The sequence below is a fragment of the Pinisolibacter aquiterrae genome (genome assembly GCF_019160155.1).
GTDB classification, from domain to species: Bacteria; Pseudomonadota; Alphaproteobacteria; order Rhizobiales; family Ancalomicrobiaceae; genus Pinisolibacter; species Pinisolibacter aquiterrae.
Genome location: NZ_JAFNIH010000002.1, coordinates 62,386 through 74,254, shown reverse-complemented (window position 1 = coordinate 74,254; position 11,869 = coordinate 62,386). Strand labels below are relative to the sequence as shown.

The following is an 11,869-nucleotide window of genomic DNA, read 5'->3' as shown; positions in this document are numbered from 1 at the left end:
TTCCCTCCCGACTTCGTCCCCGTTCGCGCGATCAACCCGCCTCCTGGTGAGCGACCGGGCAATGGACGGCGGGCGCGATGCCGAAGGTCTCGGCGAAGAGCGGCGCCGGCATCGGTTTGCCGAAGAGGTAGCCCTGCCCCTCTCGGCATCCCTGGCGCAGGAGATCGTCGCGTTGCGCTTCTTCCTCGATGCCTTCGGCGATCGTCTCGAGATCGAAGGCCCGCGCGATGTCGAGGATCGCCCGGACGACCGAAGCATCCTTGCCCGAGTTCAGCATGCCGGTGACGAAGGAGCGGTCGATCTTGATGCGCGTCAGCGGGTAGCTCTTCAACAGACTGAGCGAGGCGAAGCCGGTTCCGAAGTCGTCGACGGCGAGCCCGACGCCGTGGGCGCGAAGCCGCCCCAACCGCTCGAGGACGATCTCGTCGAGATCGAGCGCGATGTTCTCGGTGATCTCGAGCTCGAGCGCGTCGGGCGGAAGGCCGTGGCGGTCGAGGGCATCGATCACCTCGGTCGCGAGGTCGCCGACGCGGAACTGGGCGGCGAAGAGGTTGACGCCGATGCGGAAAGTCTCCGCGCCGTTGCGACGCCAGAAGGCCGCTTGGGCGCAGGCTTGGTCGAGGACCCAGGACCCGACGGTCGCGGCCAGCGGACCGCGCTCGAGGGCCGGTAGGAAGGCGGCGGGAGCGAGGAGCCCGCGCTGCGGGTGAAACCAGCGGATCAAGGCTTCCGCTCCGGTCAGCGCGCCGTCGGTCAGGCGGACCTGGGGCTGATAGAAGAGGAGGAACTCGCCCGCCTTCACCGCCCGATGGATCTCCATGCCGTAGAGACGCCGCGCCGCCGCCTCCATGCGCAGCGCAGGCTGGAAGGCGAAGGATCGGCCGCGTCCGTCGGTCTTGGCGCGGAACAGCGCGAGATCGGCGTTGCCGAGCAGTTCGATCGGATTGCCGGTGTGGAGCGGGGCGAGCGCGACGCCGCAGCTCGCCCCGACGTGGATCTCCTGTCCGTCGATGACGATCGGACGCGCGATGTCGTGGTTGATCGCATCGGAGACCGACATGGCCCGTGCCGGTTCGCGCACACCGCGCAACAGGATCGCGAATTCGTCGCCACCGATCCGCGCCGCCGCGTCGTCTTCCCCGACGCGGAGCGCCAGCCGCGCTGCCACCTCGCGCAGGATGCCGTCGCCGACGGCATGTCCGAGCGTGTCGTTGACGTCCTTGAAGCCGTCGAGATCGATCATCACCACGGCGGCGGCCGTCGGTTCCGCCAAGGTCTCCTCGACCAGCCGGAAGAAGCGCCCGCGATTGGCGAGGCCGGTGAGGAGGTCGAAGTTGGCGAGCCGGAAGAGTTCCTCGGTCTCGCGGTGACGAGCCGCCACGTCTGCCGGCAGCTCCACCTGCGCAGTCGGCTCGGCGGCGACCTCGATGCGCCGCAGTTCGAGCCGGTCCGACACCATGAGCGCCAGTTCGCGCAGGCGCTCCTCGTCGTCACGCGAGAATTCCGGGTGGGGTCGGCGATCGATCACGCAGAGCGCCCCGAGCGCCTGACCGCCGGCGGAGACCAGCGGAACCCCCGCGTAGAACCGCAGTCCGGCCGGCCCGGTGACCAGCGGATTGTCGTGGAAACGTTCGTCGCCGGTCGCGTCGGGCACCACCATCACGCCGTCGCGCGTGATCGCATGCGCGCAGAACGATACGTCGCGCCGCATGTCCACCTCGCGGACGCCGACGCTGGCGGCGAAGAAGACGTGGTCCGAGCCGATCATGTTCACGGCGGCGACCGGCATGTCGAACATGCGCGCCGCGATCCGCACGACCGAGTCGAGACTGGGCAGCGGGCGTTCGTCCCCCAGACCGTAATCGGACAGAGCCTTCAGTCGCTCGGTCTCGTTCGGCGGGATCGGGGGACACTTCATGAATTACCCTCCCGAAAGCGCTGCGACGGAATCATCGGCAAGTTGGAGGCCATCCTTCGATGCACGGCGGACGATCATGACCGATACTCCTTGCTGAGAGTTGATCGGTCAAGCTTCGTCTCGCCCGAAACTCGGCGGAGCTTCGGTGACGAGGAAAGATGCGATCACGGTCAGTCGATCGAGCGACCGAACCCCGTCTCTACAGGACCCCTTCGAAGAAATGACCTCGAGCAACTTTGCAAGGGTGTTCCCGGTCGATCGCCGGCGTCGCGGTCGGACGACACGAGATGGTGAAGCGTCCTGCAATCTTCGTCCGCGCGGCCCATATGGAAGGGATACGCCGTACTCCCCCCTCCCTGGAGACCGGACATGATCGCTTCCCACCCCGACACGTTCTCCACCCGCCGCACCGTCACGATCGGCGGACGGCCCTTCGTCTGCTTCGATCTCGCCACCGCCGAGGCGAACGGCCTTTCGGGGCTCTCCCGCCTGCCCTTCTCGCTCAAGGTGCTGGCGGAGAACCTCCTGCGCCACGAGGACGGCCGCTCGGTGACCGCCGACGATCTCAGGGCACTCGCCGCCTGGGGTGAGACACGGGGGCGGGCCGCGCGCGAGATCGCCTATCGCCCCGCCCGCGTGCTGATGCAGGATTTCACCGGCGTTCCCGCCGTCGTCGATCTCGCCGCGATGCGCGACGCGGTCGTGGCGCTGGGCGGTTCGCCGGACCAGATCAATCCGCAGATCCCGGTCGATCTCGTCGTCGACCATTCGGTCGTCGTCGACTACTTCGGCAACGCCTCCGCCCTGTCGCGCAACGTGGCGCGCGAATACGAGCAGAACCAGGAGCGCTACACCTTCCTCAAATGGGGGCAGAAGGCGTTCCGCGACTTTCGTGTGGTGCCGCCGGGCACCGGCATCTGCCATCAGGTCAATCTCGAATACCTGGCCAGGGTCGTATGGACGCGGGAGAGCGCCGACGGCACCGTCGTCACCTATCCCGACACCTGCGTCGGCACCGACAGCCACACCACCATGGTCGGCGGTCTCGGCGTGCTCGGCTGGGGCGTCGGCGGCATCGAGGCGGAAGCGGCGATGCTCGGCCAGCCGGTGTCGATGCTGATTCCGGAAGTGATCGGCTTCCGTCTGTCGGGACGGCTGCGCGAGGGCGTCACTTCGACCGACCTCGTCCTCACCGTGACGCAGATGCTGCGCAAGAAGGGCGTCGTCGGCAAGTTCGTCGAGTTCTTCGGCCCCGGCCTCTCGGCGCTCGGTCTCGCCGACCGCGCCACGATCGGCAACATGGCGCCGGAATACGGCGCGACCTGCGGCTTCTTCCCCGTCGACGCCGTCACCCTCGACTATCTCCGCCTCTCCGGCCGTTCCGACGAGCAGGTGGCGCTGGTCGAGGCCTATACGCGGGCGCAGGGGCTCTTCCGCGACGAGACGACCGCCGATCCACTCTTCACCGACACGCTCGAACTCGATCTGACGGAGGTCGAGCCGTCGCTCGCCGGGCCGAAGCGGCCGGAGGGGCGGGTGGCGCTCGGCTCGGTGCCGGTCGTCTTCGACGCGGCGCTGGCGGGCGAGTATCGCAAGCCCGGCGAGGCCGGACGGCGTTGGAAGGTCGAGGGCACCGACTTCGACCTCGGCCACGGCGACGTCGTCATCGCCGCCGTCACCTCCTGCACCAACACGTCCAACCCCTCCGTGCTGGTCGCCGCCGGTCTCCTCGCCCGCAAAGCGCGCGAACGCGGGCTCAGGACCAAACCGTGGGTGAAGACCTCTCTGGCGCCGGGGAGCCAAGTGGTCGCCGCCTATCTGAAGTCCTCCGGCCTGCAGGACGATCTCGACGCGCTCGGCTTCCAGATCGTCGGCTTCGGCTGCACCACCTGCATCGGCAATTCCGGCCCGCTCGACCCGGCGATCTCCCGGACGATCGCCGAGAACGGCATCGTCGCGAGCGCCGTGCTCTCCGGCAACCGCAACTTCGAGGGCCGCATCTCGCCCGACGTACAGGCGAACTGGCTCGCCTCGCCGCCCCTCGTCGTCGCCCACGCGTTGGCCGGCTCGACCCGTATCGATCTGACTCGCGAACCGCTGGGAATGGGTGCGGACGGCAAGCCGGTCTTCCTTTCCGACATCTGGCCGTCGACGGCCGAGATCGACGCGGTGATCGCGAAACACGTCACCGGCGCCCTCTTCCGCGAGAAATACGCCGAGGTCTTCGCCGGTGACGAGCGCTGGCGGGCGGTCGAGGTGACCGGCGGCGAGACCTACGCCTGGGACGACGCGTCGACCTATGTCCGCAACCCACCCTATTTCGAGGGGATGACGCGGTCGCCGCCGGCGATTTCCGACGTGAAGGGCGCGCGCATCCTCGCCCTCCTCGGCGACAAGATCACCACCGACCACATCTCGCCGGCCGGCTCGATCAAACCCACCTCGCCGGCCGGCCGGTATCTCCTCGCCCACGGCGTCGAGCCGCGGGACTTCAACCAGTACGGCACCCGGCGCGGCAATCACGAGGTGATGATCCGCGGCACCTTCGCCAACATCCGCATCAAGAACGCCATGGTCCGCGACGAGGCGGGGGCGATCGTCGAGGGCGGCTTCACCGTTCACCAGCCCTCGGGCGAACGGGTCGCGATCTACGATGCCGCTCGCCGCTATGCGGACGAGGGCGTGCCGCTCGTCGTCTTCGCCGGCGTCGAATACGGCAATGGTTCGTCGCGCGATTGGGCGGCAAAGGGAACGCGGCTCCTCGGCGTCAAGGCCGTGGTGGCGCGGTCCTACGAGCGCATCCACCGCTCCAACCTCGTCGGCATGGGCGTGCTGCCGCTGCAGTTCGAGGACGGTACCGGCTGGGAGACGCTGGGGCTGACCGGCGCCGAGACCGTGTCGATCGGCGGGCTCACCGCCCTCGCCCCGCGGGCGAAGTTGACGCTCGACATCGTGCGGGCGGACGGTTCGCGCATCGTCGTGCCGGTGACGGCGCGAATCGATACGGCCGACGAACTCGACTATTTCCGCAACGGCGGCATCCTGCCGGCGGTGCTGCGGCATCTGGTCGACGCGCGGGGAGACGCCCGATGAGCGAGATCCGTGACGCCGCCCGTCGGCTCGAACGCGACACGTTCGGTGAGATCGCCGTCCCGGCCGATCGGCTGTGGGGGGCGCAGACGCAGCGCTCGCTCGCCCATTTCGCCATCGGCGAGGATCGCATGCCGCCGCGCATCGTCCACGCCTTGGCGCTGATCAAGAAGATCGCGGCGGGCGTCAACACCGAACTCGCCGGGCTCGACCCGACGAAGGCGGATGCCATCGGCCGGGCGGCGGACGAGGTCGCCGCCGGTCGCCACGACGGCGAGTTCCCGCTCGTCGTCTGGCAGACCGGATCGGGCACACAGTCGAACATGAACGTCAACGAGGTGCTGGCGAACCGCGCCTCGCAGCTCCTCGGCGGGCCGATCGGCGAGGGGCGTCTCGTCCATCCCAACGACGACGTCAATCGCTCGCAGTCCTCCAACGACGTCTTCCCGACCGCCATGAACGTGGCGATCACCGGCGCGCTGGTCGAGGATCTGCTGCCGTCCCTGCGGCGGCTGCGCGCGACACTCGACACCAAGGCGGCGGCCTTCGCCGACATCGTCAAGATCGGCCGCACCCATCTCCAGGACGCGACGCCGCTCACGCTCGGGCAGGAGATCTCGGGCTGGGCGGCGCAACTCGCGCATGCCGAGACCCATGTCGTGGCGAGCCTCCCGCATCTCCTCGAATTGGCGATCGGCGGCACCGCCGTCGGCACCGGGCTCAACGCGCCGAAAGGCTTCGGCGAACGGGTGGCGGCCGGGCTCGCCGAGGCGACGGGCCTCGCCTTCGTCGCCGCGCCCAACCGTTTCGAGGCGCTCGCCGCCCACGACGCGATCGTCCACGCCCACGGCGCGCTGAAAGGACTGGCGGCGAGCCTGTTCAAGATCGCCGAGGACGTTCGCCGGCTCGCCTCCGGGCCGCGCTCGGGGCTCGGCGAAATCACCATTCCGGAGAACGAACCGGGCTCGTCGATCATGCCGGGCAAGGTCAATCCGACCCAGTGCGAGGCGCTGACCATGGTCTGTGTCCAGGTCTTCGGCCACGACGCGGCGATCGGCTTCGCCGGGGCGTCGGGGGCATTCGAGCTCAACGTCTTCAAGCCGGTGATCGCCTTCGACATGCTGACGTCGATCCGCCTGCTCGCCGACGCCATGACCTCGTTCGATACCCATTGCGCGCGCGGCATCGAGCCGGATCGAGCGCGGATCGCCGATCTGGTGGAGCGCTCGCTGATGCTGGTCACCGCGCTCGCCCCCCATGTCGGCTACGACGCGGCGGCGGCGATCGCCAAGGCGGCGCATCACAACGGAACGACGCTCCGGCAGGAGGCGATCGCCTCCGGCAAGATCCGCGCCGAGGACTTCGATCGCTGGGTGGTGCCGGCGGCCATGGTGTGACGAACCACCGATGATGCGGACTCGCGAGAACCGTCAGGCCGCGGCGACGATCCTCCTCGCCTCAAGCCCTCTCCTCGTGCTCGATGACATCAGCGAACTGGTCGAGCTCTCGGGTGGTCATCCCGATCTGGCGGCCGATGTCACGCCATCGCAAAACCGCTTCCTCCACTTGCGCGAGGATCGTCACGGCCGTGTCGCGCGACATTCGGAAATACGGCAGCACGCTCATCAAACCGTCGATCCTCACCTCCGGTCCGGCCTCCTCGGAGATCCGGGTCTTCAATTCGCGCGCCCGCTCGGGAAAGGGATTGACGTCGAACGCCGGCACCGAGCGCCACAGGCCACCGTCGACGTGCAGGAAGCCATGGCTGTGGAGGTGATCGTCTACATCCCTGACGAAGGGCCGTCGCAGGAATGGCCTATAACGTTCTCGCGCGCCATGAAGTCCCCGCGATCAGTACCGTCACACTTTTGCTTCAGGCATCGACACCTCATCGCGGCGCAAGGTCAAGACTTCGACGCCGGTCCGCGTGACGGCGACCGTATGCTCGAACTGGGCGGAGAGCTTGCGGTCGTCGGTCATCACCGTCCAACCGTCGCTCGCCGTCGAAACCCGGCGGGTGCCTTGATTGACCATCGGCTCGATGGTGAAGACCATGCCCTCACGCAACTCCAATCCCGTCCCCGGGCGGCCGAAGTTGAGCACCTGAGGCTCCTCGTGCATCTCCCGCCCGATGCCGTGACCGCAGTATTCCCGAACCACCGAACATCCGTTCCGCTTGGCATGGCGTTCGATCGCGTGGCCGATGTCGCCCATGTGGGCGCCGGGGCGTACTTGCCCGATCCCCTTCCACATCGCCTCGCGGGCGACCCGCACAAGTCGCCGAGCCGCCGGTGAAGCGTCGCCGACGACGTAGGTCTTGCTGGAATCCGCGATGAAGCCGTTCTTCTCGAGGGTAATGTCGAGGTTGATGATGTCGCCGTCGCGAATGATCTCGCTCGCGTCGGGCACGCCGTGACAGACGACATGATTGATCGAGCAGTTCAGAACATGGGCGAAGCCGTATTGTCCCTTGCTCGCGGGACGTGCGGCGAGATCGACGGTGATGAAGCGTTCGACCAGAGCGTCGATCTCGAGAGTCGATCGGCCGGCGAGGTCGATCCCATCCAACATCTCGAAGACGGATGCCAACAGACGGCCGGATATCCGCATCATCGCGAGTTCGTCCGACGACTTGACCATTTCAGGCTGCCGCCGCGTCGTCGAGACGCACCTCGGCCAGCGCATATTGCCGCTTCACGATGTCGTTGAAGGACAGGGTCGGGTGAGCTTCGGCGAGCCTGCCGATCTTCATCCAGAACTCGGCCTGAGCATTGATGGACCGGCACATCACCGCGCTGGCCCGGCGCACGTCCTCGTGCAGCCCGTCGTCGATCTTCACGATACCCATGGTGCTCCCTCGATCCAATGAACATATGAAACATATATGGATCGCATATTCTCCGTCAATCGAGCCGAGGCGTCGGCGGACGCCACACCACGGGTTTCCTCATCTCGATGAACCGTTACCGCACGGCCGAACCTCCCATCCGAACACCTCGCCCTCTTCGAAATCCGGCCTTCACGCCCTCGCCTTCTCACGCTTCCTGCTGCCGATCAGCGCCATCAACATCGGGCCGAGGCTGAAGCCGCCCTCCTCCGCCTTGCGGGTCAGGCTGCGCAGGTAACCACCGGCCGAGGCGATCATCGCGTGGCGTTGCAGGATCGCCGCGACGACGACCGCCGCCCGAACCTCGCCGAGGATCCCCCTCGCCTCCTCCCAGGCGCTCGGCGAAATCCCCAGCATCGGCCGCACCACGGCCGCGGTGGCGAGGAAGTCTCGCCAGTTGGAGATGCCGTCTCGGGCATAGTCGACGATGTCGGGACAGGCCTGGAGCACCATCCTCAGGGGGAAGGCCCCCTCCGCGAGTTTGGGCGCTCGTGGTTCGACCTCTGCCCCCTCCGCCCTCACTTCTCGGAAGCGAGGTTCAAGTTCAGTAGAGGGGTGTGGGTTTGAATTCTGTATGTGACGCTCAATTTGAGACTCATCGCTGCTCGTATTTTCGTCTTTTCCATGCGTTTCCAACAGCATGAACACATCGTCGGCGAGCGTCGAGAGATCCTCGGCGATCCCTTCGAGCTCGGCGAGGCCGGCATTGCGCGGAATGCCCTCGACGATCGAGCGGAAATGAGCGTGAACCTCGCTCCAGTCGGCCGGTCCCCTGCCCTCTCGGCGCGTCGGGACACCCGACTCGATCCCGGCGGCGATCATCTTGGCGATGTCGCGGCGGCAGATGGTGATGCGCTCGCGTGCCAGCCGCAGCGCCCGATCGGCGGCGCGAACGTCTTCGGCCAGGCTCTCGATTTCCTCGGCGCGCGCCACCAGCGGCGTCAGATCGAAGCCGAAGGCCTGATCGATCTCGCCCCCCTCCCCTTTGCGGGCGTAGCGCTTGCCGTTGGGGCTGTCACGACGCACGACGAGGCCGGCGTCGACGAGGCCCGCAATGTGACGCCGCAGCGTCGCCGGCGCCATTCCATGCGCCCGGAGCGCCAACTGCCGGTTCGACGGCCACACCACGAGCTTTTCACCCGACAGCGTCGTTTCGGGGTGAAAGCTCAGGAGCGCGTCGAGCACCGCCAGCGCCCGCTCGGAGACCCCGAGCCGGACTTTGGCAGTGCAGATCGAACGGAAGACCTCCCACTTGTGGACGACCTTTTCCGGGGCTCGCGCCTCTGCCTTGGACTGCGCCGCCACATGGGCGAGCGTCAGCGATCGCCCTCCGAAGGGCGTGCGTGACTGATAGGGCTGCATGATGCCTTTGCCTTTGTTCAGGCAAAGAAAATCCGCTCGCCGAAACGGCGTGGAAAACGCTTGACGGTGATTCCCGGAAATGCGAATCTCTAGTTGCTACACGAGAGAAGGGCTTCCGGAACGGTCGTTTCGGGGGCCTTTTTTCTTTGCGTCACTCTCCATTTTCGTTCGACGAATTCTCCTGCCGAAACGCCTCGTAGAAGCGATCGAGATTGGCAGAGAGAAAGGCTCCGAAGGCGGTCGCCTCGCCGCTTCGCGCCTTCAGCGCGAGCGTGAACTTGCGTCCGTCTTCGATGATCTCCGCGGCCAGTGCCCCGTCTCGCGGGCTCCAACTTCGCCGTTCCGGCGCTCGACGGGGCTTCGCCGCATGGGTGGTCTTCATCCGAGCGATCAGCGCATTGAAGCGCTCCTCGCCCGGCAGACGCCGAAAGCCGTCGTCTCCGACGACGTCCAGAGCCGCCTCCAGCCTCGCCGGCTTTTCGAGAAGCTGCTTCAGTTCGTACCAACGATCGCGGCCGACGCCTTTGGCTCGGCCGAGCGCGGAGAGAATCTCCGACGGGAGGCTCGCGACCGACAGCATCTTCGACAGAGTCGCCTTGTCGATCGACAGGGCGGCGAGGACGACGGCATTGTCTCCGTCGTACTTCAACCGGCAGAGCGCGTCGGCGAAGACGGCTCGCTCGATGAAGGTCAAGTTGGCGCGGGCGGAGTTCTCCTGGCCCTGCGCGACGACGTGGTCCTTGTCGGAGAGCGCCTTGACGACGGCCCTCACCTTGCGACCGAGCAGACGAGCAGCCTTCAGCCGGCGCCGTCCGAAGACCACCATGTATCGACCGCCGGCCGTCGGATGCGGCCTGACCAGGATCGGGCTGTCTTGCCCACGCTCGCGAATCGCCTCCACGAGCTCCCGAAACTCGACCTCGTCGTCCTCGAGCCGGTCCTGCACGAAGGAGGCGTCGACGAGATCGGGATCGAGGTCGACGATCGTCTCACCTTCGGCGAGCCGATCGGCCTGGGCCGCCAACTCGCCGATCGAACTGATGATCGAGCGCGATGCCCCCTTGATCGTGTAGTCGAGCGCCGGACGCTCCGCCTCCGGCGCACCTTCGTCCATGAGATTGGCGAAAGGGTTCTTGCGAGCCATGGCGTCAGACCTGCATCTGATTGAAAGGGCAGGGGGTTTCCCCTCTTTTGACGGCCGTCAACGTCACAGCCTCCCCCAAGCCTGGTGAATGAGGCCTTGAACCTCGAAATTGACCGCATCCATGCATTCGATGGCGCGATCGTAGGTGTCTCGGTTGAAGTTCGACCGCTCTACCTCGTAGAGGGACTGCTTGGTCAGACCGGCGTCCGAGATCGCCGTCGACTTCAGCATCGGATGCTTCAGGATCTCGCCAGCGAGCATGGAGTGCATGAACCCCAGCATCTGGGCCTGCGGCACATCGGTCGGCTCGTAGCGGGTGATGAGATAGCGCAGCCAATCCATCTTCACCTCGGCACCCGCCTTGCGGATGGTCTTGACGATGTTGCCGAGCATCAGCAGAAACTGGCTCATCGACATGAGGTCCAGCATCTGCGGATGAACCGTGATGAGGACGGAGGTCGCCGCCGTCAGCGCGGTCAGGGTCAGGTAGCCGAGCTGCGGCGGGCAATCGATCAAGACCACGTCGTAGCGGTCGTCCACCTCCGCGAGGGCGGCACCGAAGCGCGTGAAGAAGCGCCGGCCTTCCCCGTTGCCCTGCATGGCGAGAGGCGTGTCGTATTCGTATTCCTGAAGTTCGAGATTGGCCGGAATGATGTCGAGCGACGGAAAGTTGGTCGGCAGGATGATCTCGGAGATCGGCTTGCGCGCACCGTCGTAACGGATGGCGTCGTAGAGCGAAGGGTTGCGATCGAGCTCGGGCTGGAACCCGTGCAGCGCCGAGAGCGACGCCTGCGGATCGAGATCGACCATCAGGACGCGATGGCCGGTCAGCGCGAGATGTTGCGCCAAGTGAGCCGTCGTCGTCGTCTTGCCGGAGCCGCCCTTGAAGTTGACGACCGCGACGACCTGCAGCTTCTCACCCGGCTTGCGCCAGGGGACGTATTTCTTGGCGTCCGAGCGACCGTTCTTGTCGAGATAGTCGCGCAATTCCGCCATCTGCTCGGCCGTGTAGAACCTACGACCGCCGGAAGCGATCTGGGGTTCAGGCCCTTTGCCTTCGAGGTGAAGACGCTTCAGATTGTTCGGGCTGACCCCGAGATAGTGGGCGACCTCCGCCATGGCGAACAGGCGAAGCTTCTTCTTGGCATCCGGGGGGAATTTCTCCTGACGCAACTGATCCAACTTGCGGGAGATTTCCGCCCCCTGCATCAGGATCTTGTCGTCGAATTCGAATGAGGGGAGCGGGAGCATGTCGCCTTCCACCTGTCGAGAAAATGGCGCCAGAAACGAGGATCTGGCCGTGTTGGCGCCAGTATGTGCGATTCTCATGGGCAGGCAAGGACTTAATGGTTAACGAAAACTTACCGACACCCCGCACTCGCTGGCGACGTCGAATCGGATTCCCGATTCTGTGCGCCAGTTCCGCAAGTTGGCGCCGAGTATCGCCCGATTCCTTGATTGATCGAAC

General features: G+C 66.2%; 9 protein-coding genes. 2 read left to right on the top strand and 7 right to left on the bottom strand.

Annotated features, from left to right (window positions below):
• Positions 1–31: 31 nt before the first annotated feature.
• Positions 32–1,918 (bottom strand): putative bifunctional diguanylate cyclase/phosphodiesterase, encoded by a 1,887-nt coding sequence (locus J3S89_RS00520; protein ID WP_217925508.1) that lies wholly within the window; start codon positions 1,916–1,918, stop codon positions 32–34.
• Between the two features lie 369 nt (positions 1,919–2,287).
• Here J3S89_RS00520 and acnA point away from each other — a divergent pair, with 369 nt between their 5' ends.
• Both acnA and fumC read left to right on the top strand, forming a co-directional pair.
• Positions 2,288–5,011, top strand: a complete 2,724-nt coding sequence (gene acnA / locus J3S89_RS00515) for an aconitate hydratase AcnA (protein ID WP_217925507.1) — start codon at positions 2,288–2,290, stop codon at positions 5,009–5,011.
• Positions 5,008–6,405, top strand: a complete 1,398-nt coding sequence (gene fumC, locus J3S89_RS00510; RefSeq protein ID WP_217925506.1) for a class II fumarate hydratase — start codon at positions 5,008–5,010, stop codon at positions 6,403–6,405. Before acnA ends, fumC begins: the two co-directional genes overlap by 4 nt.
• A 61-nt stretch (positions 6,406–6,466) precedes the next feature.
• On the opposite strand, the gene J3S89_RS00505 is transcribed toward fumC, so the two are convergent.
• The 6 genes from J3S89_RS00505 to repA all read right to left on the bottom strand — a co-directional run bounded on the left by J3S89_RS00505 (position 6,467) and on the right by repA (position 11,652).
• The gene (locus J3S89_RS00505) at positions 6,467–6,733 is read right to left on the bottom strand and encodes a hypothetical protein (protein WP_217925505.1); all 267 of its coding nucleotides are present in this window, start codon (positions 6,731–6,733) and stop codon (positions 6,467–6,469) included.
• 135 nt (positions 6,734–6,868) lie between these two features.
• Positions 6,869–7,648, bottom strand: coding sequence for a type I methionyl aminopeptidase (gene map / locus J3S89_RS00500; RefSeq protein WP_217925504.1), 780 nt, complete (start codon positions 7,646–7,648; stop codon positions 6,869–6,871).
• Between the two features lies 1 nt (position 7,649).
• Complete coding sequence (locus tag J3S89_RS00495) at positions 7,650–7,856, bottom strand: ParD-like family protein (protein ID WP_217925503.1); 207 nt, start codon at positions 7,854–7,856, stop codon at positions 7,650–7,652.
• 171 nt (positions 7,857–8,027) lie between these two features.
• The gene (repC, locus tag J3S89_RS00490; RefSeq protein WP_217925502.1) at positions 8,028–9,257 is read right to left on the bottom strand and encodes a plasmid replication protein RepC; all 1,230 of its coding nucleotides are present in this window, start codon (positions 9,255–9,257) and stop codon (positions 8,028–8,030) included.
• Positions 9,258–9,408: 151 nt separating this feature from the next.
• The gene (gene repB, locus J3S89_RS00485) at positions 9,409–10,401 is read right to left on the bottom strand and encodes a plasmid partitioning protein RepB (protein ID WP_217925501.1); all 993 of its coding nucleotides are present in this window, start codon (positions 10,399–10,401) and stop codon (positions 9,409–9,411) included.
• A gap of 63 nt (positions 10,402–10,464) precedes the next feature.
• Complete coding sequence (repA, locus tag J3S89_RS00480; RefSeq protein ID WP_217925500.1) at positions 10,465–11,652, bottom strand: plasmid partitioning protein RepA; 1,188 nt, start codon at positions 11,650–11,652, stop codon at positions 10,465–10,467.
• Positions 11,653–11,869: the final 217 nt, after the last annotated feature.

Bases quoted from the DNA above. Each gene is read 5' to 3' on its own strand.
- J3S89_RS00520 (WP_217925508.1), bottom strand. From the start codon at position 1,918: ATGAAGTGTCCCCCGATCCCGCCGAACGAGACCGAGCGACTGAAGGCT.
- acnA (WP_217925507.1), top strand. From the start codon at position 2,288: ATGATCGCTTCCCACCCCGACACGTTCTCCACCCGCCGCACCGTCACG.
- fumC (WP_217925506.1), top strand. From the start codon at position 5,008: ATGAGCGAGATCCGTGACGCCGCCCGTCGGCTCGAACGCGACACGTTC.
- map (WP_217925504.1), bottom strand. From the start codon at position 7,648: ATGGTCAAGTCGTCGGACGAACTCGCGATGATGCGGATATCCGGCCGT.
- J3S89_RS00495 (WP_217925503.1), bottom strand. From the start codon at position 7,856: ATGGGTATCGTGAAGATCGACGACGGGCTGCACGAGGACGTGCGCCGG.
- repC (WP_217925502.1), bottom strand. From the start codon at position 9,257: ATGCAGCCCTATCAGTCACGCACGCCCTTCGGAGGGCGATCGCTGACG.
- repB (WP_217925501.1), bottom strand. From the start codon at position 10,401: ATGGCTCGCAAGAACCCTTTCGCCAATCTCATGGACGAAGGTGCGCCG.
- repA (WP_217925500.1), bottom strand. From the start codon at position 11,652: ATGCTCCCGCTCCCCTCATTCGAATTCGACGACAAGATCCTGATGCAG.